The following is a 24,403-nucleotide window of genomic DNA, read 5'->3' as shown; positions in this document are numbered from 1 at the left end:
AACGTTCGATCACCGCGCGGGGAAAAACAAGCAGCACAAGCCAATGCCGAGATCGGGCGGTTGCGCCGGGTCGAGGGAGGGTTTGTCTGTCCTATCAACGGAGTAGAACAATGAAAACCGCTCTTGCAAAAACCATACTGGCGACAACCGCCGGACTTCTGATGACCGGTACGGCGCTGGCCCAGACAGCCACCGCCACGGCCACCACCGACCTTAACATCCGCTCGGGCCCGGGCCCGCAGTTCGAGACCGTGGGCGTCATCGCTTCGGGCGACAGCGCAACGGTGACCGGTTGCGTCGCGGATTCGATGTGGTGCGAAATCGATTATGGCGGCACCATGGGTTATGCCTATTCCGACTATCTGACGGTCGAGGCCGAGGCCCAGGGTGAAGTGATCGTTCTGACCGAACGCCCGCCCGAACTTGTCGGCGTTGCCGAACCCTCCACAACCGCCAATTCGACAGTGACCGGCGCGGCCGGCGGCGCGATTGCCGGCGCCCTGATCGGCGGACCTGTCGGCGCCGCGATCGGCGCGGGGCTCGGCGCAACGACCGGTGTGGTCGTCGATCCCCCGGAAAGCGCCCGCACCTATGTGACCTCCAACCCCATGGAGCCGGTCTATCTTGAAGGCGAAGTGGTGGTCGGCGCCCAGGTGCCCGACACCGTGACGGTTCAGCCAATCCCCGATTACGACTATGAATATGTCTATATCAACGGCCAGCCGGTTCTGGTCGACCCGGCCAACCGGGAAATCGTCCATATCTTCCGCTGATCGCTGAAGACCAAGACAGTGGGGCGGCCCGACGGGCCGCCCTTTTTATTTGACCGCAACCACCTGCCCGGTCTTGAGGCTTTCGCTGGCCGCTTCGGCCAGTTTCTGGGCCATCAGCCCGTCATGGCCCGAGGCGCGCGGGGCTTCGCCTTTTTCGAGAAAATCGAGGAATTTTTCGATTTCGGCGGTGTAGGCAGCCTGATAGCGTTCGACGAAGGAAAACGGGATCTTGTCCTGCGTCCAGCCGACCTGATTGGCCATCTCGACGGTGGTGTCGTGGATATTGGCGGCGCGCAAAAGCCCTTTTGAACCATGGACTTCGATGCGCTGATCGTGGCCATAGGTGGCACGGCGGGAATTGGTGATGACGACGATCCTGCCCGAAGCGGTCTGCATCTGGACGCTGGCGGTGTCGATATCGCCGGCCTTACCGATTTCCGGATCGGTGAGAACGCCACCAAGGGCATGGACGGTGACGGGCTCCTCGTCACCCAGCAGAAAACGGGCCATGTCGAAATCGTGGATCATCATGTCGCGGTAGAGACCGCCCGAGCGCTCGATATAGGAGACGGGAGGCGCTGAAGGATCGCGGCAGGTGATGGTGATGATTTCGGGTTCGCCGATTTCGCCGGAACGCAGGCGTTTTTCGAGGGCAGCGAAGTTGGGATCGTAGCGCCGGTGAAAGCCGATCATCAAGGGAACGCCCGCTTTTTCAACGACTTGCAGACAGGCCCTTATCCGCTCGACCGAGAGGGAAACCGGCTTTTCGCAAAGGATGGCCTTGCCGGCGCGGGCGGCCTGTTCGATGAGGTCCGCATGGGTATCAGTGGGCGTGGCGATAAGGATGGCATCGACGTCCGAAGCAGCGATAATCTCCTCGACCGAGCCGGTCTTTGCGCCAACGACTGCGGCCAGTTTTTGAGCGGCATCGGGCATGGCGTCAGCGATATATCCGACCCGGGCGCGGCCCGAGGACGCGATGGCGCGGGCGTGGACATTGCCGATGCGGCCGGCCCCCAGAATTCCGAAACGCAGCATGAAATCCTCCCGAAATGCGCAGCCAACACGCGCAACATTGGCTGTAAAAGCTATGGACTTGAGCGATGTTGACCGCGTTATTGCGCAACATTGGCACAATTGCCTTTTTGCTTCACCTTCCGGTGGAATGCAATCGCCAAAATGGAACATATATTCCGAATTGACAGATTTTCGGAATTGATGTTTCAATTGATGCCATCTGGAAAGGCGACGACTAATCGTCCGGATTACGGGAGGCCAGCGCCATGGAAGAGCGGGAGAAGACGCTCGACGTCATCACCATCGGGCGCGCTTCGGTCGACCTTTACGGCCAGCAGATCGGCGCCCGGCTCGAGGACGTTGCGAGCTTTGCCAAATCGGTGGGCGGGTGCCCGGCCAACATCGCCATCGGCGCGGCGCGGCTGGGGCTGAAATCGGCATGGCTGGGGCGGGTGGGCGATGAAGCCTTCGGGCGGTTCATCGCCGAACAGATGGCGCGCGAGGGCGCTTCGACCGAAGGGATCATCACCGACACGGAGCGGCTGACGGCGCTGGCGATTTTGGGCGTCGAGGACGACAAGCGCTTTCCGCTGATCTTTTACCGCGAGGATTGCGCCGACATGGCGCTGACCGAGGGCGATATTTCCGAGGACTTCATAGCGCGGACCCGATCGGTGCTGGTGACGGGGACACATTTTTCGCGGCCCCATACCTCGGCGGCGCAAAAGATCGCCATGACATTCGCCAAGGGCTATGGCGCCAAGGTGATCTTCGACATCGATTTCCGGCCCAATCTGTGGGGGCTGGCCGGGCATGGCGCGGGCGAAGAGCGCTATATCCGATCCCATACGGTTTCCGAACGGCTGAAATCGGTGCTCCCCCATTGCGACCTTATCGTGGGCACAGAGGAAGAGATCCTGATCGGCTCAGGCGAGACCGATCTGGATGCCGCGCTCAGGGCGATCAGACAGGTTTCCTCCGCCGTGATCGTCCTGAAGCGCGGCCCGATGGGCTGCATCGTCTATGACGGGGCGATCCCCGAAAATATCGAGGACGGGATCGTGGGAAAGGGGTTCCCCATAGAGGTCTATAACACGCTGGGGGCCGGCGACGCCTTTTTGAGCGGGTTTTTGCGCGGATGGCTTACCGGCGAGGCGCTGGAGACCTGCGCGACATGGGCCAATGCCTGCGGGGCGTTTGCCGTATCGCGGCTGTTGTGCTCGCCGGAAATTCCGAGTTTTGCGGAATTGAGCCATTTCCTCGAGCATGGCAGCGCGCACACCGCGCTGCGCCGGGACGCCGCGCTCAACCACATTCACTGGGCAACGACCGGGCGGCGGCGGGAGTATCCGAGCCTTAAGGCGCTGGCCATCGACCATCGCAGCCAGTTCGAGGACATGGCGGAAAAGGCCGGCGCGGACCGGGACAGGATTGGCGCGTTCAAGCTCTTGGCCGTCGAGGCGGCGGCCAAAATCGCCGATGGGCGCGACGGGTTCGGGATGCTGCTCGATGAAAAATACGGGCGCGCGGCGCTGTTCGCGGCGGCGAAACTGCCCGGCTTCTGGATCGGGCGGCCGGTGGAGCTGCCCGGATCGCGGCCGCTCAAATTCGAGTTTTCCCAGGACATGGGGAGCCGGCTTGTCGAATGGCCGGTCGATCATACCATCAAATGCCTGGCGTTTTTCCATCCCGACGACCCCGACGATATGCGGCTCGACCAGATCGAAAAGCTCGGTACGCTCTATGACGCGGCGCGTCGCGTGGGGCGCGAGGTGCTTATCGAAATCATAACGGGCAGGAACGGGGCGGTCGCGGCCGATACCGTGCCGCGGGTTCTGACCGAGCTCTATTCGGCGGGGATCAAGCCCGACTGGTGGAAACTCGAACCGCAGGCCGATGCGGGCGCCTGGGCGCTGATCGACAAAACGATTGCCGCCAACGATCCCTGGTGCCGCGGGGTGGTGCTTTTGGGGCTGGATGCGCCGGCCGAAGAACTGGAGGCCGCGTTCAGGGCGACGGCGGGATCGGCAAGTGTCAAAGGGTTTGCCGTGGGGCGGACGATCTTTGCCAGTGCCGCGGAAAAATGGTTGGCTGGGGAAATGGACGACAGCGCGGCGGTTGCCGATATGGCGGCGCGGTTCGGGGCGCTGGTGGATGCGTGGGAGGCGCGGGGTGTGTAAGGGCGCTCACGATTTTAGTCGAAGGAGTGAGGCTATCGGCGGGGTCGCACCCACTACTGCCTCAGCGCCCCTCACCCCAGCCCTCTCCCCCGAGGGGAGAGGGAGTCGGCCGGGGCTTTCAGGGCCAGATGAACCCTCGCCCCTTTGGGGAGAGGGTGGCCGGCGGGCCGGTGAGGGGCGGCGACACGACCGGGAAGAAATAGGGACCATCCAATGACCGACACCATCAGGCTGACCATGGCGCAGGCCGTCGCGCGGTTTCTGGCGGCGCAGATGACCGAGATCGAGGGCGAGCGGGTGCCGCTGTTTGGCGGGGTGTGGGCTATTTTCGGGCATGGCAATGTCGCGGGCATGGGCGAGGCGCTCTATGGCGTGCGCGAGAGCTTGCCGACCTATCGCGCCCATAACGAGCAGGGCATGGCCCATGCGGCGATCGCGTTTGCCAAGGCCAGTTTCCGGCGGCGGATGATGGCGTGCACAAGCTCGATCGGGCCGGGGGCGACCAATATGATAACCGCCGCCGCGCTGGCGCATGTGAACCGGTTGCCGGTCCTGTTTCTGCCCGGCGACGTGTTTGCCAGTCGCCGGCCCGACCCGGTGCTGCAGCAGGTCGAGGATTTTGCCGACGGGACGGTTTCGGCCAATGATTGTTTCAGACCCGTGTCGCGCTATTTCGACCGCATTACGCGGCCCGAGCAGATCATGCCGGCGCTGCGGCGGGCCCTGCAGGTTCTGACCGATCCGGCCGAGTGCGGGCCGGTGACGCTGGCGCTGTGTCAGGATACGCAAGCGGAGGCCTTTGATTATCCGGTCTCATTTTTTGCCGAAACCGTGCATGTCCAACGCCGGGTGCGGCCCGATGCCAACGAGTTGGCGCGGGCGGTTGCGGCCATCGAAGGCGCGCAAAAGCCGGTACTGATCGCCGGGGGCGGGGTGCTCTATTCGGGGGCCGGCGACGTTCTGGCGCGGTTTGCCGAGGCGCACGATATTCCGGTGATGGAGACCCAGGCGGGCAAATCGGCCCTGCCCCATTCGCACAAACTCAACATGGGATCGGTTGGCGTGACGGGGACGAGCGCGGCCAACGGGCTGGCGGAACAGGCCGATGTGGTTTTGGCCGTGGGGACGCGGCTGGCCGATTTCACCACCGGATCATGGGCGCTGTTCAAGAACCCCGATGCCAAATTTGTGGCGCTCAATGTGGCCGCCGTCGATGCGGGCAAGCATGGGGCGATGCCGCTTCTGGCCGACGCGCGCGTGGGGCTCGCGGCGCTCAGCGAGGGGCTGGGCGACTGGCGGGCGCCGGAAGGCTGGCGGGGTGAGGCGGACGAGCGCAAGCTTGAATGGCTGGGCGAAGCCGATGCCGCGACGGCGGCAACCAATGCCCCCCTGCCCTCGGATGCGCAGGTGATCGGGGCGACCCAAAGAACGATGGGCGAGGCGATTGTCGTTTGCGCTGCGGGCGGTTTGCCCGGGGAGTTGCATAAGCTGTGGAAGGCGGAAAGCCCGGGGCGCTATCACCTCGAATACGGGTTTTCGACAATGGGCTACGAGATCGCCGGAGGGGTGGGGGTCAAGCTGGCGCGACCGGCGGATGAGGTGGTCGTCATGGTGGGCGATGGCAGTTACATGATGGGAAATTCCGAGCTTTCGACAGCCGTGATGATGGGGCTGCGGCTGACGGTGGTGCTGCTCGACAATCGCGGGTTCGGCTGCATCAACCGGCTGCAGATGGCGACCGGAGGCGAGAATTTCAACAATCTGTTCGAGGACGTGCGCCGGGAGGCAATGCCCGATATCGACTTTGCGGGGCATGCAAGAGCCATGGGCGCGCATGCACAAAAAGTTGCCGGGATTGCCGAGCTGGAAGCGGCGCTCGCCCAAGCGCGGGCGCGCGGTGGGGTCAATGTGGTGGTGATCGATACCGACCCGCTGGTGACAACGGAAGCCGGTGGGCATTGGTGGGACGTTGCGGTGCCGGAAGTCAGCGAGCGGGCGGATGTGCGCGCGAAGCGGGCGGAGTATGCGGAGCGGATCAAGGGGCAGCGGATCGGGTGAAGTGGAGAAAAGCCCCCTCGCCCGGCGCAATCGCGCCATTGCCATTCGAGCGTAGCTCTCATGGCCTTCGCGCCTCCAATCGTGCCAGTGGCACGATTGGCGAGACTGCTCAAAGTCTCCCCAAAGGGAGAAGTGGAGATGGCGCTTTTCGAAGCGGTTGCAAGTGAAACACGAGGGTGCTGGGCTCGGTGAACGCTGAGCACCCCTCACCCCAGCCCTCTCCCCTCGCGAGGGGAGAGGGGGTTACTCGGAGGCTGGGACCGAGCAGAGCGAGATGCAGGAGCAAAAATGATCCGGATCGGTGCGAACCCTATCGGGTGGTCCAATGACGACATGATCGAGATTGGCGGGGAGACGCCGCTGGAGGTGTGTCTGGCGGAGGCCAAAGAGGCCGGGTTTGTCGGGATGGAACTGGGCAACAAGTTTCCGCGCGGTGCCGAAGCGCTGCGGCCCGTGCTCGATGCGCATGGGCATTCTCTGGTTTCGGGGTGGTATTCGACCGAGCTTTTGGTTCGCGACGAGAATGCGGAAATCGAGGCGGCGGCGGCCCATGCGACACTCCTGGCCGAAATGGGGTGCAAGGTGATGATCGTGTGCGAGACATCGAATGCCATCCATGGGCAGATGGAGACGCCACTGTCGCAGCGCCCGGTGTTGCCGCACGAGGTCTGGCCCCGGTTCGGGATGCGGCTGACGGCGTTTGCGCTCAAGCTCAAGCAGGCTTACGGGCTCGATCTGGTCTATCACCACCACATGGGAACGATCGTTCAGACCGAGGCCGAGATCGACAGGTTGATGGCCTCGAGTGGCGATGCGGTGCATCTGTTGCTCGACACCGGGCATGTGACATGGGGCGGGGGCGATCCGGCGCGGGTGGCGCGCAATCATCTCTCCCGCATCGCGCATGTGCACACAAAGGATTTGCGGGCCGATATGATGCTCAAATCCAATTCGGCGGACTGGAGCTTTCTCAAATCGGTGCTGGCCGGCGTCTATACGGTGCCCGGCGACGGGCTTATCGATTTTGACGCGGTGTTTGCCGCGCTCAAGGGCTATGCGGGCTGGGTGGTCGTCGAGGCCGAACAGGACCCCGAAAAGGCCCATCCGCTGACTTACGCCAAGATGGGATATGGGCATTTGCGCGGGGTGCTGGAGCGGGCCGGATTTGAAGTGGACGCTTAATCGCAGGCTCTGAAAGGCCCCCTCACCCCTGCCCTCTCCCCAAGGGAGAGGGAGAGGGCAGAGGATCGGATCGAGCGCGGGGGTTGCCGGGCCAATGGAGTACGGGGACAAGCCCCGTGCGGCGAGGAGGGGGAGAAATGGTGGCCCGAGCCGCAAGCTCTGCCGATTGCTGGATCCCGGATCACGTCCGGGATGACGGAGATGGGGATTGGGGCCGGGGCTGGCTGGGACCGGAAAACAAGGAAGCAAATTGATGTCTGAACTGCTCGTCAAACCGTCGGGAGAGACCGGCAAGGTGATCGACATAACGCCGGAAAGCGCGGGGTGGCGCTATGTGGGGTTTGCCCTGCACAGGCTGTCCGCCGCACAGGGGGTTTCGGCTGTGACCGGGGATCGGGAGGTTTGCCTTGTCTTTGTTTCCGGCACCGGAACCGTAACGGCAGGAGGACAAAATCTGGGCCCGCTCGGCGGGCGGGAAAGCCCATTCGATGGCAAGCCCGCCGCCGTCTATGTGCCGGGCAATTGCAACTGGTCGGTGATGGCGGAGACGGACCTGGAACTGGCGGTCTGTTCGGCCCCTGCCCTGACCGGGCGCGCGGTGCGGGTGATCGCGCCAGAGGCGATGAGCCAGGAGGTGCGCGGCAAGGGCACCAATACGCGTTATGTCACCAATATCCTGCCGGAAACCGATGGGGTGGCGGACAGCCTTTTGGTTGTCGAGGTGATAACGCCGGGTGGGCACACATCGTCCTATCCACCGCACAAGCACGACCGCGACGCGCTGCCGGACGAATCCTATCTCGAGGAGACCTATTATCATCGGCTCAACCCGCATCAGGGATTTGCCTTCCAACGGGTCTATACTGAGGACCGCACCCTCGATGAAACGCTGCTGATCGAAGACGGGGTGACCACGCTGGTGCCCAAGGGGTATCACCCCTGCGCCGCCATCCATGGATACGATCTCTATTATCTCAACGTGATGGCGGGGCCGCGCCGGGTCTGGCGTTTCCACAATCAGCCCGAGCATGAATGGCTGCTCGGAGGCTGAGGCGCGGCGCGGCTTTTTCCGGCGCAGCTCCGGCCACGCAAAGTGCAAGGCACTTTGCTGCTCGCTGCAGGGCCGGGTCCGGAAGTTCTACAACCAGCCCGAGCACAAATGGCTGCTCGGGGGCTGAGGCACGGCGCGGCTTTTTCCGGCGCAGCTCCGGCCACGCAAAGTGCAAGGCACTTTGCTGCTCGCTGCGGGGCCGGGTCCGGAAGTTCTACAACCAGCCCGAGCATGAATGACTGCTCGGAGGCTGAGGCAACGACTTGTCTCCCAGCCTTGAAGCTGGGTGGTACGCTCAGCGTCCGAAACGGAACCGCGAGCGCTGGCGGTTACTGGATCCCGGCTCAAGGCCGGGATGACAGCAGGAGAGACGATCGAGCCTGTCAGAGCGTGTCCAGCAGAAGTGGAAACGGTTTTGCGGTTCGGACACGCGACAAAACAAAGGTTTAGAGCCGGGGATTTGATTCTATCAAATCCTGAACGGCTCCAGTGTTCTGCCGACCTCAAAGCACTTCAGCTATCAGGATTTTGGCGGAAACGATGCCGCTGACCGCCGGCGTTTAAAGGGCGTGTTAAGCCCTTGGCCCTAACAGTTTACCGTGTCGAAGAATTCGGTGCAGGGGGCAGTGTGGCAAGCGCCATTCGAAGCAGGGTCAGGCAATTGGGGCGAGTGCTGGTTCGCGCCAGCAACATACCCGCCTTGATGGCCGTGGTGGTGATCGCGGTTGCGATCGGGTTTGCCGACTACCAGAACCGGGAAATCTACGCGCAATCCCAGCGCACCGCCGTGCTCGACAAGCTCGGACTGGTGCGGGCCCAGCTCGAGGGCAACGTCAATTCCAATTTGCAACTGATCCACGGTCTGGTCGGCGTCATCGCAACCGAACCCTATATGGGCCAGACGCGGTTTTCCCAGCTTGCCGCCTATCTGTTCAACCAGTCCAGCCAGATCATCAATATCGCGGCGGCACCCGATTTCGTGGTGCGCATGGTCTATCCGCTGGCGGGCAACGAAGCGGCGCTGGGGCTCGACTACAGGAACAATACAGAACAGCGCGACGCGGCGATGCAGGCGCGGGACACGCGGGACATCGTTCTGGCCGGACCGGTGCATCTTGTGCAGGGCGGGCGCGGTTTCATCGGGCGTTACCCTGTCTATTATCGCAACGACGCCGGCCAGGAGCGGTTCTGGGGCATCGTATCGGCGGTAATCGATGCCGACAGGCTCTATGCCGAGAGCGGCCTCGACGCCATGGAGGGCGATATCTCGATCGCCATTTCGGGCCGCGACGGGCAGGCGGACAATGACGCGGTGTTTTACGGCGACGCGGCGGTGCTCGACGCCAACCCGGTGCGGGCAGAGGTTCTGCTGCCATCGGGGAACTGGATCATCTCCGCCATACCGGCCGGGGGCTGGGGCGCCAGCCCGCCCAACACCACAGCGCTTCGGGTGGGGATGGGGCTGGCCGCAGCGCTGATCCTCGTGCCCATCGTGCTGCTGGGCCGGCTCAATGAGGAGCGGCGGCGGCGGATGATCGAGCAGCGGCGGCGCGAAAGCGAATTGTCGCGGCTGTCGCGCCGGCTGGAGCTGGCGCTTTCCACCTCCCAGCTCGGGGTGTGGGAAATGAACATCAACACCGGCAATCTCGCCTGGGACGACCGGATGAACGAGCTTTACGGGCATCCGCGCGACGGGGGCCAGCGCGACTACACCCATTGGCGCGACAGGCTGCATCCGGACGATCTTGAACGCGCCGAACGCGAATTCAATGAATCCGTGCGCTCGGGCAGCCAGTATCTTTCCAACTACCGCATCGTCACCCCAGAAGGCGAAACGCGCTATATCCGGGCCATCGGCTCGGTCTATCAGGATCAGGGAACCGCGCCGAGGATCGTGGGGGTCAACTGGGACGCGACGCCGGACGCCAAACTGTCCGAGGCGCTGCTGCGCGCCAAGACACAGGCGGAAGCGAAAAATTTCGAGCTGGAAACCGCCAAGGCGCGCATCGAGCACAACGCCATGCACGACCCGCTGACCGGACTGCCCAACCGGCGCTATCTCGATGAAATCCTCGACATGCACACCAAGCGCAGCGCGCACAATGGCGGCTATGTCTCGATCCAGCATATCGATCTGGACCGGTTCAAGCAGATCAACGATACGCTGGGCCACGCGGCGGGTGACGCGATGCTGATTCATGCGTCCGAAGTGCTCAAGGGCTCTGTGAGACCCTCCGATTTCGTGGCGCGGATCGGGGGCGACGAATTCGTCATCCTGTGCATCGGGGAAAAGTCGGACGCCGAATTGCGCGCCATGGCCGAACGGATCATCGCGGCCATGCGCAAGCCCGTGTCCTATCAGGGCCATGAATGCCGGTTCGGGGTTTCGATCGGGATCGCGGGGGGCGATATCTCCAACACGCCGGCCAAGCAGGTTCTGGTCAATGCCGATATCGCGCTTTATCGCGCCAAGGAGCGCGGCCGGAACCGGGCCGAGTTCTTTTCCGAGGAATTGCAGGCCGAAATCATCACCGCCAAGCGCGTGGCCGACGACATCCTGGCGGGGCTGGAAAACGACGAGTTCATCGCCTTCTACCAGCCGCAGGTGGACGCAAAGACGCTCGATATCGTGGGCATGGAGGCGCTGGCCCGCTGGAACCATCCGATCAGGGGATTGCTGGCGCCGGACGCGTTCATGGCGATTGCCGAGGACCTCAACGTGGTTGCGGCAATCGACAAGCTGATCCTCGAGCAGGCGCTGGCCCAGCACAAAAAATGGAGGGCGGCGGGGCTCGACGTGCCGCGCGTTTCGGTCAACGTTTCGGCGCGGCGGCTGAACGACGAAGGACTGATCGGCACGCTCAAGGCGCTCGATATCGAAGAAGGGACGGTTTCGTTCGAGTTGATCGAATCCATCTATCTCGATGAGCGCGACTCGCTTGTTTCATTCAATATCGACCAGATCAGGGACCTGGGGATCGATATCGAAATCGACGATTTCGGCACCGGCTACGCCTCTATCGTATCGCTGTTGCAGTTGCGGCCGACGCGACTCAAGATCGACCGGCAATTGGTGATGCCGATCACCAGTTCACCCGGCCAGCGCCGTCTGGTCGGCTCGATCATCGAGATTGGGGCGTCGCTGGGCATCGAAGCGATTGCCGAGGGCGTGGAGAGCTTCGAACACGCGAAAATTCTCGCCGATATGGGCTGCGCGGCCCTGCAGGGCTACGCCATCGCCCGCCCCATGGACGGGGATGCGATAGCCCAGTTCGTGGCCAGCCAGAGCTGGCGCAACGCGAGCTAGCCCCCCATCATCGCTGTCCCGGACTCGATCCGGGACCCAGCAGCCTTCCCGGCCCACTGGTGGGTGCGGCGGCGCTCATGGACCCCGGGTCAAGCCCGGGGCAGCGAGGGAGGGATGGCGGCAAGAGCCCCCGCACCCTAACCCCTAGCTTCTCGGCTTTGCCCTGTTTGTGGCCTGGGCGGCGAGGGGGTTGTCGGGCCAGTAGTGGCGGGGGTAGCGGCCTTTCAGATCCTTTGCGACATCGGACCACGAGCCGCGCCAGAAGCCGGGGAGATCGCGCGTGGTCTGGATGGGGCGATGGGCCGGGGAGAGGAGCGAGAGCAGGAGGGGCACCTTGCCATTGGCGATGGCAGGGTGGGTGTCGAGCCCGAACAGTTCCTGCACGCGGACGGCGAGGACCGGGCCGTTTTCAGCGGCATAATCGATGGGGATATTGCTGCCCGAAGGCACGGCGAAATGGGAGGGCAGCAGCGTTTCCATCTGCGCGCGCCTGTCCCAGGGCAAAAGGTCGAACAGGGCGGCAGAGAGGTGATCTGCGGTGATGGCGTCGAGGCGCGTAAGACCTGAGATGTGCGGCACGAGCCAGGCGGCATCGTTTTCAGCCAGCGCCGCGTCCGAGAGGTCGGGCCAGTCGGCGCCCATGGTGCGATGGAGGAAACCGGCGCGTTCGCGCAGGGTGCGCTGGTCGCGGGTCCAGGGAAGTTTGTCGATGCCGACCTGCGCGATGCCTTTGGCCAGCATGGGCGCGGCGGCTTTGGGATCGTTAATGGCGGCGGGTCCGTCTTCAAGGCGCAGGGCGCCGATGCGGCGCTGGCGGCGGGCACGGACGGCGCGGGCTGCGGGATCGAACGCCAGATCGGTTACGGTTTCGATGTGGCTTGAAAAAATCTCCTCGATGTCATCGCGACCGATGGCGATGGCAGCGCGGATATGGGCGCTGGCGGCGGCGCCGGTCATGTCGGTTATGACGAGGAATTTTTCGCGCGCCAGGCGCTCGGTTTCATCGATGCGGGCCTGACGGCCATTGGCGAGGCGGAAGCGGCCGGGGCCCGTCTGCTGCGCGACGCGATCTGGATAGGCGCGGGCGAGGTGGCGGGCGAGATCGGCGCCGGAAAGCTGCCCTGCCCCGCCGGCGGCTTTTGCCCAGCGGGTGGCGAGGGTTTTGGCTTCAGCAGCGCGCCTGGACTTGTCGCGGCGCAGGCGCTCGAAGCGGTCGGCAAGATCGATGGCGGTGCCGCCAAGGCCGGGTTCACCCGCCAGGACGCCGAGCAGGGCGGCATCCATTGCGGTGCCTTCGGTGGCGGCCAGCGCGATCATGTGGCCGAGGCGCGGATGGAGCGGCAGTCTTGCGAGCAGCGTGCCGTGGGGCGTGATGCGGCCGGCGGCGTCGAGCGCTTCGAGGTTTTGCAAAAGATCGACGGCCTCGGACCATGCGGGCGCAGGCGGGGGATCGAGGAAAGCAAGGGTCTTGGGGTCCGTGACGCCCCAGCTTGCGAGATCGAGGACGAGGCTTGTCAGATCTGCCTGGAGGATTTCGGGAGGATCGAAAGGGGGCAGGCTTTGAGTCTGGCCTTCGTGCCACAGGCGATAGCACACGCCCGGTTCGGTGCGCCCTGCCCTCCCCCGGCGCTGATCGGCGCTGGCGCGGGAAACGCGGCGGGTTTCGAGGCGGGTCAGGCCGGTATCGGGTTCGTAAACCGGCAGGCGGGCAAGGCCGGAATCGATCACGATCCGAACCCCTTCGATGGTCAGCGAGGTCTGGGCGATGGCGGTGGCGAGGACGATCTTGCGGCGGCCCGTCGGGGCAGGCTGGATGGCGCGATCCTGTTCGGCGGGGGTGAGCTGGCCGTAAAGCGGGGCGATGTCGGTATCGGGTCCGACGATTGGGCCAAGCGCTTCGGCGGTGCGGCGGATTTCGGCCTGACCGGGGAGAAAGACGAGGATCGAACCGGTGTCCTCGGCCAGTGCGCGGCGGGTTGCGGCGGTAACCGATTGTTCGATGCGCGCATTGGCATCGGGGACGATGTGGCGGGTTTCAACGGGGAAGGCCCGGCCCTGGCTTTCGATGATTGGGGCATCGCCGAGCAGGGTCGCCACCGCCGCGCCGTCGAGCGTGGCCGACATGACGAGGATGCGCAGATCTTCGCGCAGGGCCGTGGCATCGAGGGTGAGGGCAAGGCCCAAATCGCCATCGAGGCTGCGTTCGTGAAATTCGTCGAACAGGACGGCGGCGATGCCGGTGAGTTCAGGATCGTCGAGCACCATGCGGGTGAAGACGCCCTCGGTGACCACTTCGATCCGGGTCCTGGCCGAAATTTTCGTATCGAGCCTGACACGGTAGCCGACGGTCTCGCCGACCTGTTCGCCCAGCGTCTGGGCCATGCGCCGGGCGGCGGCACGGGCGGCGAGGCGGCGCGGCTCGAGCATGACGATCTTGCCATCGGCGCGCCAACCGGCATCGAGCAGAGCGAGGGGCACGCGGGTGGTCTTGCCCGCGCCGGGCGGAGCGACGAGGACGGCGCGCGTTTTGTCCTCCAGCGCTGATTTGAGCGCGGGGACGACGGCGTCGATGGGCAGAATTGGCAGGGTGGCCAAAGAATGGAACTTCACGAAGCGATCGCTATTCATCGCGCTTGCTGAGATCAGAGGCAATTTTTTCGACTTGCAGACGCAGAAGTTTATCCTGATGGACCTGCACGCGGGAGTACCACAACCAGAACCCATGAAGCATAAATATGAGGCCGGCAATGGTCATTGCGAACAACGGCCCATGGGCCATAGCAGTGTTATCCACTCTGGTCCTGCTTAGCGCAGAATCTTCGCTTATGCGGGCTGCGGACTCTCGATGTTGTCGTTCCAACTCTTCAAATTGAGAAAGGCGCAACTGCAAACCTTCCAAGTCAACACTATCAAGTTCGTTCTCTGCCTCTCGGCTCTCAAGCTGCTCACGAAAGGCCCGAATTTCTTCGGCATCCCTTTCAAGCAGCGTTTCGTATGATGAGATCACAGCCGAAATTCTAGCAACTTCCAGCGCATCCTCTGAAACTCGCAAATACATAAAAATGGAGCTAACAACGACCAACACCAGACCAGCAATTGCTTGGAATTTATACAGATTGTCTGTGGGTAACGATGGCCACGACAACATCGGCGTCTCCTACTTTTTCTGCTGGCTCTGCTACCAGCCGCGCGTCAGAGCTTCGGGGACGGTGTATTGCGTGCCGTCGAAAATCAGATGATCGGTGGAGGCCGGGCTGTCCGTCAGGGTTTCGGTGCATTGGCCATCGCGCTGTTGGGAAACGCTGGTTTCGGCGTGGGTGGAGACGATGATGTCGGCGTGCCCGTTGTGGATCCGGGGCGCCATGGCGAGCGTGCGGGTGGTTGCGTAAAATTCGCCATCGCAATTGCCGTCCCATTCTCCGCCACGTTGATCGACAACGACATTGTCGAGGATGGCGCGCAGGTCTTCTCCCTCCATGTCGAAGAGCCAGAGCGTTGTAAGCATAAAGGGGTTCACCCGTGAACTTCCCTCCTCGACGATGCGCAGGCCGAACGCGATGCGGCCCGGCGCCAGCCGGTAGAACGCTGTATCGAACGCCACGCGATAAATCCGCACGGCGTCGTCGGACATCCTGTCTGCCAGGCGGGTGCGCGCGATGACCGCGTGTGTTTCGGTATCGAGAACGAGAAGGTCGAGATCGCCCTCGGTTGCATCGCCGGTCCGCCCGTAGATCAAGGGGACGGCGACGAGACGGTATTGCGGATTGGCCGGCCAGATGCGGCAGACCATCTTATGAGAGGCATAATCGACGATGCTGTCGGCGGGCAGCGTGATCGTGCCGCCATCGACCGAGTAGGTTTCGTCGGAAATTTTGGTGCCGTCGGGATAGGCGGTTTGTACGATGGAAGCGGCGTCGGAGCCACACTGGTCTTCCTGCGCGATGGCGGGTGACGACGTAAGACCAAGCATCGCAACGATGAACAGCGTCACGGGGCCGACAGGGAATGGCGCTTTTTTCATTGGGGTCTGTTCTCGTGCGGTTGTCGTCGCACGCTATTGCGCCGCCGTGCGATTGCCAACAGTCAAGCACGGGATGCGCCGCGCTGGAGATCGAACCGCCAGCTCCGGGGGTGCTGGGTTCCGGGTCTTCGCCCGGGATGACCGGGGTGGGGAGGATGGGCGGATTACCCCGCCATCGCTCTCCCGGACGTGATCCGGGGCCCGGCAGGGCCTGCCCAGCCACGGGAGGGCGCGGTCGCGCACATGGGCCCCGGGTCAAGCCCGGGGCAGCGAGGGTGTGGGCGCCGCTCAGGCAGCCGTCATCGCCCGCTTGAGCGCGGCCACCAGATCGGCGTCTGTGCGCTTCATGCCGGGTGCGACATAGCCCAGATCTGCGGCGCGGCCGGCGGGAATTTCCAGTGCGCGGCCGGCCGAGGCGTGAAGCTCGGTGGCGCCGAGGGCGAGGAAGCTTCTGGCGTTGTCCGCTGCGACGCCCGAGCCGGGCATGATGGCGATGCGGCCGGCGGCATGGGCGATCATGGCGCGCAAGGCATCGAGTCCGTCGATGGCCCGGGGGGCGCCGCCGGAGGTGAGGATACGCTCGAACCCGAGTGCTATGGCCGTGTCGATGGCGGCAGGGAAATCGGGCGCCAGATCGAAGGCGCGGTGCAGGGTGAGGCCGAGGCCGGCGGCGCGGGCGGTGAGGCCTTCTAGAGTTGCGATATCGAGGCTGCCATCGGGGCGGGTGGCGCCGAGGACGACACCGGCAAGCCCGGCTGAGCGGGCGGTGTCGATATCGGTTTCCATGGTCGCCACATCGTCAGGGGAAAAGACGAAATCGCCGGGGCGCGGGCGGATCATGGCGTAAACCGGGATCGGCGCTTTGGCGGCGAGGGCCATCAGGCCCGGGGTGGGCGTGAGCCCGCCGAGGGCGAGGGCGGAGCAGAGCTCGATGCGGTCTGCACCACCGGCGATGGCGGCGGCAAGGCCGGCGGCGTCATCGACGCAGATTTCGAGGGTAGGGCTTGGAGTCATGGCAGCGCAGACCACCCCTCACCCCCATCCCCTCTTCTCTCGCGAGGGGCGAGGGGCGCGCTGGTGGCGTGCGATGAGAACAACCACAGCCATTTGCAGAAAGGGTCAGGCATAGGCGAACCGGTCGAGGCCCAGAAGCGCGGCGCCCACGAGGCCCGGTTCGGTGGCGCATTGGGCGGGGACGATAAGCGGACGGTCGAGTTTGCGCAGGATGCGGGCACGGACGGCACTGTCGAGCGCCGGGATCAGGCCGGGCGCCCCGGCCATGCCGCCACCGACAGGAACGATGGACGCGCCGGTGATGTTGATGGCAAGGGCCAGCGGGGCGGCGACCAGATCGACATAGATCTCCATGGTGCGGGTTGCCGCCTCGTCGCGTCCGGCCCAGCCGACGACGATTTCGCGGCTGTCGCGGGCCTGGCCGGTCAAATGCATGTGCAGCTTTTCCAGCCCGCGCGCGCCGCCTATCGTATCGACGCAGCCCATGCGGCCGCAGCCGCAGCGGAAATGGGGGATGGCGAGGGGCGGATCGCCGGCGATTGTGGCAAGGATCGTTGCGTGGCCCCACTCGCCGGCGTAACCGCCCCGGCGGTTGGCAAGCCGGCCTTCGACGACGAGACCACCGCCAACGCCGGTGCCCAGAATAATGCCGAACACCACATCATGCCCCTGCCCCGCGCCGAGCCCGGCTTCGGCCAGCGCGAAACAATCGGCGTCATTGGCGATGGAAACGGGGAGTTCGAGGGCCTCGGAGAGATCGGCATCGAGCACGCGGCCATCGATGCAGGGCACGTTGGCGCAGATCATCTTACCCGTCTCGATATCGACGACACCGCAGATGGAAATCGAGACCGCATCGGGGCGCTCGGGGGCGGCGGCGAGGATGCCGCGCAGGGTTTCCACGAAGGCCGAAAAATCATTGCGCGGGGTTTCGATGCGGCCCATCTGGACGATGGAACCGGCGTCGCGCGCGAAAGCGGCCTTGATGGCGCTGCCGCCGATGTCGAGTGCAAGGATCATGCCCCCGACCCTAGCGGGGGATGTCGGGTGGGCAAGGGGAGATTTCGTCAAAAGCGGAGATTTGGCGATTTTGGCGGGTTGGGATGGGCGAGGCAGGAATGACAGTTGGGGGCGAGAGAGAGCGGAAGCGCACATGGGCCCCGGCTTTCGCCGGGGAAGCGAAGGAAGGGGACGAGACGGGGCCCCCTACTCCGCCGCTGCCCTGCCGTCGGGGGTTTCGGCGGGGGCGTTGGCGTCGCCGGGGGCGGTTTCGCAAGCGAGGTCGGGGAAAGCGGCGATGCGGCGGGAAGAGAAATCCTCGCGCAGAACGATCAGGCCGCGATCCTCGAAAAAGGTCAGAAGCCGTCGGGCGCGCGAAGCCGAGTGCGAGCCATAGGCGCGGGCCAAGGTGGCATCGGACGGACAGGGCAGTTTTTCCACCGCCGCGCGGGCGACCATGAGGAATACGCCCTGCAAGTCTTCGGGCAGTGTGCGGGCCAGATCGAGGGCGGTCTGCCAGACATCGGATTCGGCGGCGGCGGTATCGACCCCGGCGCGGGCGACGGCGAAGCGGCGCTTGAAATCATTGAGATCGGGCGGGGTGCCCGGCACGCGGCGAATGCGGCAACGGACCAGGAAATCCTGATAGAGCACGGCGACCGAGCGGAAGCTGGCATCAGGGTCCTCGAGGATTTCGACAAGCACGGCATCGATCAGGGCGGCGCGCTCGGCCTCGTCGATTTCCGGGAACAGGCTGGCCGGTTCGACTTCGGCTTTGGGAACGGGCTGGCTCAATTGGGCCAGAATATCGGCGGTGGGGCGCGGCGCAGGCTGGACGGTGCGGCGCGGGAGAGGGCGGGTTTCCTCCTCGGCGCCGGGGGTGAAAATGAGGTCGGCGGCGTCGGCGTCGGTTTCGGGGAGCGGCATGAGCTTGGGCGATGTGGAGCGGGCACTGGTTTGGACGGCGCCGATCCGGATGGGCAGCGGGCGGCGCGCGAGCGCGGGACCAAGCGCAACGAAATTGCCCTTTTCGAGATCGCGGAACATTTCGGTGCCGCGCCGGTCCATGCCCAAAAGATCGCCGGCCCGGGCCATGTCGATATCGAGGAAGGTGCGGCCCATCAAAAAGTTCGACGCTTCGGCGGCGACGTTCTTGGCCAGCTTGGCGAGGCGCTGGGTGGCGATGACGCCGGCAAGGCCGCGCTTACGGCCACGGCACATGAGGTTGGTCATGGCGCCGAGGGAAAGCTTGCGCGCCTCGTCGGAGACTTCGCCGCCCGAAGAGGGCGCAAAGAGCTGGGCCTCGTCGACAACGACCAGCATGGGATACCAGAAATCGCGGTCGGCATCGAAAAGCCCGCCAAGGAAGGCAGCCGCCGCGCGCATCTGGGCTTCGGCTTCCAGCCCTTCGAGGGAAAGAACGACCGAGACGCGGTGCTGACGGATGCGGCCGGCGATGCGGGTCAGTTCATGCTCGGAGCGATCGGCCTCGACGACCACATGACCGAACTTATCGGCAAGGGTCACGAAATCGCCCTCGGGGTCGATGACGCATTGCTGCACCCAGGGGGCGCTCTGTTCGAGGAGGCGGCGCAGAAGGTGGGATTTGCCCGAGCCCGAATTGCCCTGCACGAGCAGGCGGGTGGCCAGCAATTCCTCGAGATCGAGCTTTGCGGGCGTCGCCGATTTTGTCGTGCCCATGTCGATTTCGACGGTCATCGCCTTGTGCCTGCTCCGGGATTGGGTTGGTGATTCGAGGTGGCGGATGCCATCTTCGCCAATCTAGTGAGAGTCGCCGCCAACGCAAACTCTGTCTGCGCCATATTGAACAAGTATAATTTCTATACTATTTTTAGCCATGATTTTCGAATACGATCCGGCCCAGAGTGCTGCCAACCTGGAAAAGCACGGAATCGATTTCGAAGCCGCGCAAGCACTGTGGGCGGACGAGTTGGCGCTGGAAATTCCGGCCCGCACCACCGATGAACCTCGATTTCTGGTCATCGGGAAAATCGGCGACCGGCACTGGGCGGCAGTCATCACATATCGGGGCGCGGCCGTTCGCATCATATCGGTGCGCCGTGCCCGAGATCAGGAGATCGCATATTATGAAAGCCTCTGAATTCGACACCAAGTTCGAAGCCGGCGAGGATATAGAGGGCGCCCTCGATTTTGCGCGGGCGCGCCGTCCCAATCTCGAATCGCGCCGGGTCAATGTCGATTTTCCCGCGTGGGTCGTGGAGGGGCTGGACCGGCAGGCCAAACGGCTCGGCGTTACCCGCCAATCGCTTATCAAGATGTGGATTGCGCAAAAGCTCGAACATCCGGTCGACGGCAATCCGAAGCTTTGACCTCTCCGGCCAAATCAGCCTAGATTCAGATTCTTCCGGATGGAGTCGCCTTGATGCCCATGCGCCTTTGGTCCCGCTTTTTTGCCAAGCCCCCCGCCGAGCCGGTGGGGCCGCAATTCGGCGCGCTGCCCTACAGGATGGTGGACGGGCAATTGGTGGTGCTGCTCATCACCTCGCGCGGGCGGGGGAAGTGGATCTTCCCAAAGGGCCGGCAGATGGAGGGCAAGACGCCCTGGGAAAGCGCCGAGCTCGAAGCCTATGAGGAAGCGGGCGTGGTGGGCGAGATCGAGACCACACCGATCGGCTCGTATTTTCTCCCGGTGACCGAGGAACGGCCCCAGCCCATCGAGGTCAAGATGTTTCCGCTGCTGGTCACCGATCAGCGCGAGGACTGGAAGGAAATGGGCCAGCGCTATCGTCACTGGGCGGTTCTGCCCGAGGCCAAGCGGCTGATAACCCATGACGGGCTGGCCGATGTCGCCCTGGCGCTGGCGCAGAGGGAAACGTCTCGTTCTGTCTCACGGCGCGCACCGCTGCAGGCATGACGGGCTAAGGCCGCCCTATGCCTTCCGCTGCGCCTGCGACGGCGCGGCCAAAAAGTTGGCCGGGGCCTCGCTGCGCTCGTCCGGTTCTGTCTCACGGCGCGCACCGCTGCAGGCATGACGGGCTAGACTAGAGCCCGAACAGAAGCACCATGCCCCAGAAAATCCCTGCGGCGAGCAATGCGGCGGCGGGGACGGTGATGACCCAGGCGGCGCCGATGGAGAAGGCGTGCTGGCGGCGGACCAGATAGCGCCGCTGGCGTTTCTGGTAATTGGCGACGGCTTCCTCGGCGGTCTTGTTGAGGTGGTCGGTGCGCAGGAAGACGCCTTCGGGGCTGACGGCCTTGTTGCGGATGCCCTGATTGGAAAACCCTTCACGCAGGAACCCCACCCCGAACACGGCGCCCACCGCGATATGGGTGGAGGAAACCGGCAGGCCCAGTGCCGAGGCGACCAGAACCGTCGCGGCCGCCGAAAGCGCGACGCAATAGCCGCGGATTTCATTGAGCTTGGTGATCTTTTCGCCCACCGTGCGGATGAGGCGCGGGCCGAACAGCGCCAGCCCGAGCGCCAGCCCCAGCGCGCCGATGGCCAGCACCCAGATGGGCAGGGCCACCGACCCTCCGACATCGCCGTTCTGCACTGCCGAGACGATGGCGGCAAGCGGGCCGACGGCGTTGGCGACGTCATTGGCACCGTGGGCGAAGGACAGGAGCGCGGTCGCAAAGATCAGGGGCAGGCGAAACAGCGTTCCAACCTGCTTGTTGGTGTTGTCCATGCCCTCGGTCCGCGCCCGCACCCACGGCTGGGCGGCGAGCCAGCCCAGACCGCCGGCAACAAGACCGATCAACAGCACGATATGGCCCTGTGGCTTCCAGACGCGGGAAAGACCCTTCATGGACATGTACATGGCGAAGATGCCGATCATCACGCCAACCAGAACCGGCACCCATATGCGCGCGGAAAGCACCTTTTCCTTCTGGCGCAGAATGGTGAAATTGATGACCGTGAGCAGAACGGCGGCGAGCAGGCCGCCCATGAGCGGGGAAATGACCCAGCTTGCTGCGATCTTGGCGATGGTGGGCCAGATGATGGCGGAAAACCCGGCCGCGGCCACCCCCGCCCCGACCACGCCGCCGACCACCGCATGGGTGGTGGACACCGGCGCGCCGATGATGGTGGCGAGATTGACCCAGAGCGCCGAGGACAAGAGCGCAGCCATCATGACCATGATGAAAGCGGTGCCATCGATATGGGCGCCGGGCACGATGATGTCGCGCGAGATGGTGGAGACCACGTCGCCACCGGCCAGAAGCGCGCCTGCCGCCTCACAGATGGCGGCGATGGCCAGGGCGCCGGTCATGGTGAGCGCCTTGGACCCCACCGCCGGGCCCATATTGTTGGCGACGTCATTGGCGCCGATATTGAGCGCCATATAGGCAGCGATGACCGTGGCGATGATGACGAGATAGCTCAGGGGGCCCGACGCAACGGCGAAACTGGCCCAGACGAGGGCGGCGAGCAGGAAGACAAGCGCAATGCCCGGAGCGGCCATGGCACGCGAGCTGTCCTCGGTGGCTTCACGCAATTGCCGGACGCGCTTTAAATCCTTGTCGATGGCTGACTTGGACATGGGGCTCCTGGAAGGCTTGTCGGATCGTTCTGGCCATAGCGAACATGAAGCGGCTTGGCCACAGCGATTGTGACGATTTCGTCATAAAAGGCGCCCGTTGAGGTCTGTTTTACCGCGTATGCGCAAAACCGCCACACCCCTTCGCAAATGTCTGGCCGTGGCACCCCATTCAGGGTTACCCTTTGTTCCCGATATGAAGGACAATCGGCGTTAATGGACAACAGGCGCAAGAAAGACTGGCGCTCGCGGATGCGGAATGCCGTCTGGCCCCGGATGGGGATCAGGCGCTATTTCACCTATCTGCAAAAGCGCGTATTGCGGCTGACGGCAAGCCCGCACGCCATTGCGGCGGGCGTCGCCTCGGGCGCTGCCGTGTCGGTGTTTCCGCTGATCGGACTGCATTTTTTCCTGGGGTTCGTGCTTGCATTCGTGACGCGGGGTAACATGCTGGCAGCAGCGATCGGCACGGCGTGGGGCAATCCCATCACCTTTCCGCTGTTTTTCTCGCTCTCGTTCCAGTTCGGCTCGACGATCCGCGCCGCACTGTTTCCCGACGACCCGGCGGCGGTGATGCGCCATTCCGACACCACGGCGCTTTCAGGCGGATTTTTCTCGCTCGACCTGGGCGCCATCCTGCCGCTGTTCCAGACCATGATGATAGGCGCCCTGCCGGTGGCCATTTTCTGCTGGGTGTTTTTTTACGTCATCGTGCGCGGGCTGGTGAGCGGGTTCCAGCGCGCGCGCAAGGCACGGCTGGAGCGGCGGCGGGCCCGGCAGAGCCAGACCTCGCCGCGCAACGCGGTGCGGGGCTGATTTTCAAGAAGAGGGGGGAGCATAATGGCTCAATCGGTTTTTCACCTGGCCTATCACGTGACCGACCTGGATGCGGCGCGGCGATTTTACGGCGGGGTGCTGGGATGCGCCGAAGGGCGCTCAACCGAAACCTGGGTCGATTTCGATTTTTTCGGGCATCAGATCTCCCTGCATCTGGGCGACCCGTTCAAAACGACCCGCACCGGCAAGGTGGGCGATCACATGGTGATGATGCCGCATCTGGGCGTGGTCCTGCCGCTCGATGACTGGAAAGCGCTGGCCACGCGCCTCGAGGACGCCGGGATAGCGTTCGACATTCCACCGGTTGTGCGGTTCGAGGGCGAACCGGGCGAACAGCGGACGATGTTTTTTACCGACCCATCGGGCAATCCGATCGAGGTCAAAGGCTTTGCAGACTTCGCCGGCGTGTTTGCCAAATAGTCTTATCGTCGGCTGACCACCTCGCGGACTGCGGCAATGAAGGCGGCTGTGGGCAGGTCGAGTTCGGCGCCGGCGCGGGTGGTGATGCCGATGGCGCCGTAGCTGGCGGACATATCGACATCGAGAGCGGCCAGCGCGCCGCTCTGCAGGTCGGCGGCGACCACCGAGCGGGAGATGAACCATACGGCATCGCTCAAAAGCGCATAGGCGCGGCCAAACGAGTTCGACACCGTTTCGATCTCGCGCGGCAGGTGGGTGATCCCGGCGGCGAGGAGCACTGTTTCGACGGTCTGGCGGATGATGGCGCCGCGCGGCGGGACGAGCGCGGGGAACGGTTCGACCATGCGCAAGGAGGGTTCGGGCTCTTCAAGCAGCGGGTGGTCGGGGCGGACGGCGAGAACCAGCGGTTCGGAATAAAGATGCTCGAAACTGAGCCCGGCCATGACATCGGGCGCGGGCATGCGGCCAACGACAAGATCGATGGCGCCGGCGCGCAGCAGGCCCAGAAGGTGCGGGCTGGGGCCGCTTTCCACATGCAGGCGGGCGGCGAGCGGGCCCATGGCAAAACGCGCCACGGCGCGCGGCACGACTTCGACCTCCACGGTGGGCAGCGCGCCGAGCCGCACCACGGCATCGGCATGGCTGGCGAGCGACACGGATTCAACACCCTGGCGAAGCGCCGCGATGGCGGCATTGGCATAGCGCAGGAACTGGGCACCGTATTCGGTGAGCGCCAGCTTGCGGCGGGAGCGATCGAACAGGGCAACGCCAAGAATGTCTTCGAGTTCGGCCAGCGATTTGGAAATGGCGGGCTGGGACAGCCCCAACGCCTCGGCGGCGGGCACAACGCCGCCATGCCTGTCGGTTTCGACAAAGCAGGAAAGATGGCGGAGCTTTATGCGGGGGTCGAGGTTCGGCACACCGATACATTCTATATGGTTATATATTTCCCCTTATTTATCATTTTACGGCAACGCTCGGCCAGTGTTTATTACGCTATCGGTTATAGAACTGTTTTCCG

At 64.1% G+C, this 24,403-nt stretch carries 20 protein-coding genes; 11 read left to right on the top strand and 9 right to left on the bottom strand.

The genetic code is table 11. The annotated features are described in order from the left end of the window. Positions 1-110: 110 nt before the first annotated feature. Positions 111-773, top strand: coding sequence for a DUF1236 domain-containing protein (locus KKY_RS01330; RefSeq protein ID WP_014129473.1), 663 nt, complete (start codon positions 111-113; stop codon positions 771-773). Positions 774-818: 45 nt separating this feature from the next. Here KKY_RS01330 and iolG read toward each other — a convergent pair whose 3' ends face one another. Further along, positions 819-1,811, bottom strand: a complete 993-nt coding sequence (gene iolG, locus KKY_RS01325) for an inositol 2-dehydrogenase (protein WP_041528507.1) — start codon at positions 1,809-1,811, stop codon at positions 819-821. Between the two features lie 245 nt (positions 1,812-2,056). On the opposite strand from iolG, the gene KKY_RS01320 reads away from it, so the two are divergent. From KKY_RS01320 to KKY_RS01300, 5 genes are all read left to right on the top strand, one after another. After that, positions 2,057-3,970: a bifunctional 5-dehydro-2-deoxygluconokinase/5-dehydro-2-deoxyphosphogluconate aldolase gene (locus KKY_RS01320; protein ID WP_014129471.1), complete on the top strand. Its 1,914-nt coding sequence runs from the start codon at positions 2,057-2,059 to the stop codon at positions 3,968-3,970. A gap of 213 nt (positions 3,971-4,183) precedes the next feature. Continuing rightward, positions 4,184-6,028 (top strand): 3D-(3,5/4)-trihydroxycyclohexane-1,2-dione acylhydrolase (decyclizing), encoded by a 1,845-nt coding sequence (gene iolD, locus KKY_RS01315; protein WP_014129470.1) that lies wholly within the window; start codon positions 4,184-4,186, stop codon positions 6,026-6,028. A 288-nt stretch (positions 6,029-6,316) separates the two neighbouring features. Then, a complete protein-coding gene (gene iolE / locus KKY_RS01310) occupies positions 6,317-7,210 on the top strand; it encodes a myo-inosose-2 dehydratase (protein ID WP_014129469.1) in 894 nt (297 codons plus the stop codon). 253 nt (positions 7,211-7,463) lie between these two features. Then, positions 7,464-8,261 carry a 5-deoxy-glucuronate isomerase gene (iolB, locus tag KKY_RS01305; protein WP_014129468.1) on the top strand — a complete coding sequence of 266 codons (798 nt, stop codon included), beginning with the start codon at positions 7,464-7,466 and terminating at the stop codon, positions 8,259-8,261. A 703-nt stretch (positions 8,262-8,964) separates the two neighbouring features. Next, positions 8,965-11,568 (top strand): bifunctional diguanylate cyclase/phosphodiesterase, encoded by a 2,604-nt coding sequence (locus KKY_RS01300; RefSeq protein ID WP_041528972.1) that lies wholly within the window; start codon positions 8,965-8,967, stop codon positions 11,566-11,568. Between the two features lie 144 nt (positions 11,569-11,712). Here the strand turns inward: KKY_RS01300 and hrpB are convergent, their stop codons facing one another. The 6 genes from hrpB to KKY_RS01270 all read right to left on the bottom strand — a co-directional run bounded on the left by hrpB (position 11,713) and on the right by KKY_RS01270 (position 19,321). Further along, positions 11,713-14,178, bottom strand: a complete 2,466-nt coding sequence (gene hrpB, locus KKY_RS01295; RefSeq protein ID WP_244404042.1) for an ATP-dependent helicase HrpB — start codon at positions 14,176-14,178, stop codon at positions 11,713-11,715. A 10-nt stretch (positions 14,179-14,188) separates the two neighbouring features. Then, positions 14,189-14,716 (bottom strand): hypothetical protein, encoded by a 528-nt coding sequence (locus KKY_RS01290; RefSeq protein WP_139305070.1) that lies wholly within the window; start codon positions 14,714-14,716, stop codon positions 14,189-14,191. A gap of 30 nt (positions 14,717-14,746) precedes the next feature. Continuing rightward, the gene (locus tag KKY_RS01285) at positions 14,747-15,589 is read right to left on the bottom strand and encodes a PA3715 family protein (RefSeq protein ID WP_014129463.1); all 843 of its coding nucleotides are present in this window, start codon (positions 15,587-15,589) and stop codon (positions 14,747-14,749) included. Positions 15,590-15,877: 288 nt separating this feature from the next. After that, complete coding sequence (locus KKY_RS01280) at positions 15,878-16,603, bottom strand: copper homeostasis protein CutC (protein WP_014129462.1); 726 nt, start codon at positions 16,601-16,603, stop codon at positions 15,878-15,880. A gap of 105 nt (positions 16,604-16,708) precedes the next feature. Further along, entirely contained in the window at positions 16,709-17,623 is a 915-nt protein-coding gene (locus KKY_RS01275; RefSeq protein ID WP_014129461.1) for an ROK family protein, read from the bottom strand. A 186-nt stretch (positions 17,624-17,809) separates the two neighbouring features. After that, positions 17,810-19,321, bottom strand: coding sequence for a helicase HerA domain-containing protein (locus tag KKY_RS01270; RefSeq protein ID WP_014129460.1), 1,512 nt, complete (start codon positions 19,319-19,321; stop codon positions 17,810-17,812). Positions 19,322-19,460: 139 nt separating this feature from the next. On the opposite strand from KKY_RS01270, the gene KKY_RS01265 reads away from it, so the two are divergent. From KKY_RS01265 to KKY_RS01255, 3 genes are read left to right on the top strand one after another with little or no spacing between them, the layout of a single operon-like run. Beyond that, entirely contained in the window at positions 19,461-19,724 is a 264-nt protein-coding gene (locus tag KKY_RS01265) for a BrnT family toxin (protein WP_014129459.1), read from the top strand. Then, positions 19,711-19,953 carry a type II toxin-antitoxin system BrnA family antitoxin gene (gene brnA, locus KKY_RS01260; RefSeq protein WP_014129458.1) on the top strand — a complete coding sequence of 81 codons (243 nt, stop codon included), beginning with the start codon at positions 19,711-19,713 and terminating at the stop codon, positions 19,951-19,953. The genes KKY_RS01265 and brnA overlap by 14 nt, the downstream gene beginning before the upstream one ends. Positions 19,954-20,006: 53 nt before the next feature. Continuing rightward, complete coding sequence (locus KKY_RS01255; RefSeq protein WP_014129457.1) at positions 20,007-20,498, top strand: NUDIX hydrolase; 492 nt, start codon at positions 20,007-20,009, stop codon at positions 20,496-20,498. A gap of 127 nt (positions 20,499-20,625) precedes the next feature. Here the strand turns inward: KKY_RS01255 and KKY_RS01250 are convergent, their stop codons facing one another. Further along, positions 20,626-22,128, bottom strand: a complete 1,503-nt coding sequence (locus KKY_RS01250; protein WP_014129456.1) for an inorganic phosphate transporter — start codon at positions 22,126-22,128, stop codon at positions 20,626-20,628. A gap of 213 nt (positions 22,129-22,341) precedes the next feature. Here KKY_RS01250 and KKY_RS01245 point away from each other — a divergent pair, with 213 nt between their 5' ends. Both KKY_RS01245 and KKY_RS01240 read left to right on the top strand, forming a co-directional pair. Next, positions 22,342-22,941: a DUF2062 domain-containing protein gene (locus KKY_RS01245; RefSeq protein ID WP_014129455.1), complete on the top strand. Its 600-nt coding sequence runs from the start codon at positions 22,342-22,344 to the stop codon at positions 22,939-22,941. A 24-nt stretch (positions 22,942-22,965) separates the two neighbouring features. Continuing rightward, positions 22,966-23,382, top strand: a complete 417-nt coding sequence (locus tag KKY_RS01240) for a VOC family protein (RefSeq protein WP_014129454.1) — start codon at positions 22,966-22,968, stop codon at positions 23,380-23,382. Positions 23,383-23,384: 2 nt separating this feature from the next. On the opposite strand, the gene pcaQ is transcribed toward KKY_RS01240, so the two are convergent. After that, positions 23,385-24,302 carry a pca operon transcription factor PcaQ gene (gene pcaQ / locus KKY_RS01235; protein ID WP_014129453.1) on the bottom strand — a complete coding sequence of 306 codons (918 nt, stop codon included), beginning with the start codon at positions 24,300-24,302 and terminating at the stop codon, positions 23,385-23,387. Positions 24,303-24,403: the final 101 nt, after the last annotated feature.

The organism is Pelagibacterium halotolerans B2, from assembly GCF_000230555.1.
GTDB classification, from domain to species: domain Bacteria; phylum Pseudomonadota; class Alphaproteobacteria; order Rhizobiales; family Devosiaceae; genus Pelagibacterium; species Pelagibacterium halotolerans.
This window is presented reverse-complemented; position numbering and strand designations above follow the sequence as displayed.

Bases quoted from the DNA above. Each gene is read 5' to 3' on its own strand.
- KKY_RS01265 (WP_014129459.1), top strand. From the start codon at position 19,461: ATGATTTTCGAATACGATCCGGCCCAGAGTGCTGCCAACCTGGAAAAG.
- iolE (WP_014129469.1), top strand. From the start codon at position 6,317: ATGATCCGGATCGGTGCGAACCCTATCGGGTGGTCCAATGACGACATG.
- iolB (WP_014129468.1), top strand. From the start codon at position 7,464: ATGTCTGAACTGCTCGTCAAACCGTCGGGAGAGACCGGCAAGGTGATC.
- KKY_RS01300 (WP_041528972.1), top strand. From the start codon at position 8,965: ATGGCCGTGGTGGTGATCGCGGTTGCGATCGGGTTTGCCGACTACCAG.
- KKY_RS01320 (WP_014129471.1), top strand. From the start codon at position 2,057: ATGGAAGAGCGGGAGAAGACGCTCGACGTCATCACCATCGGGCGCGCT.
- KKY_RS01245 (WP_014129455.1), top strand. From the start codon at position 22,342: ATGGACAACAGGCGCAAGAAAGACTGGCGCTCGCGGATGCGGAATGCC.
- iolG (WP_041528507.1), bottom strand. From the start codon at position 1,811: ATGCTGCGTTTCGGAATTCTGGGGGCCGGCCGCATCGGCAATGTCCAC.
- iolD (WP_014129470.1), top strand. From the start codon at position 4,184: ATGACCGACACCATCAGGCTGACCATGGCGCAGGCCGTCGCGCGGTTT.
- KKY_RS01250 (WP_014129456.1), bottom strand. From the start codon at position 22,128: ATGTCCAAGTCAGCCATCGACAAGGATTTAAAGCGCGTCCGGCAATTG.
- KKY_RS01280 (WP_014129462.1), bottom strand. From the start codon at position 16,603: ATGACTCCAAGCCCTACCCTCGAAATCTGCGTCGATGACGCCGCCGGC.
- KKY_RS01290 (WP_139305070.1), bottom strand. From the start codon at position 14,716: ATGTTGTCGTGGCCATCGTTACCCACAGACAATCTGTATAAATTCCAA.
- KKY_RS01240 (WP_014129454.1), top strand. From the start codon at position 22,966: ATGGCTCAATCGGTTTTTCACCTGGCCTATCACGTGACCGACCTGGAT.
- brnA (WP_014129458.1), top strand. From the start codon at position 19,711: ATGAAAGCCTCTGAATTCGACACCAAGTTCGAAGCCGGCGAGGATATA.
- KKY_RS01275 (WP_014129461.1), bottom strand. From the start codon at position 17,623: ATGATCCTTGCACTCGACATCGGCGGCAGCGCCATCAAGGCCGCTTTC.
- KKY_RS01330 (WP_014129473.1), top strand. From the start codon at position 111: ATGAAAACCGCTCTTGCAAAAACCATACTGGCGACAACCGCCGGACTT.
- KKY_RS01285 (WP_014129463.1), bottom strand. From the start codon at position 15,589: ATGAAAAAAGCGCCATTCCCTGTCGGCCCCGTGACGCTGTTCATCGTT.
- KKY_RS01255 (WP_014129457.1), top strand. From the start codon at position 20,007: ATGCCCATGCGCCTTTGGTCCCGCTTTTTTGCCAAGCCCCCCGCCGAG.
- KKY_RS01270 (WP_014129460.1), bottom strand. From the start codon at position 19,321: ATGACCGTCGAAATCGACATGGGCACGACAAAATCGGCGACGCCCGCA.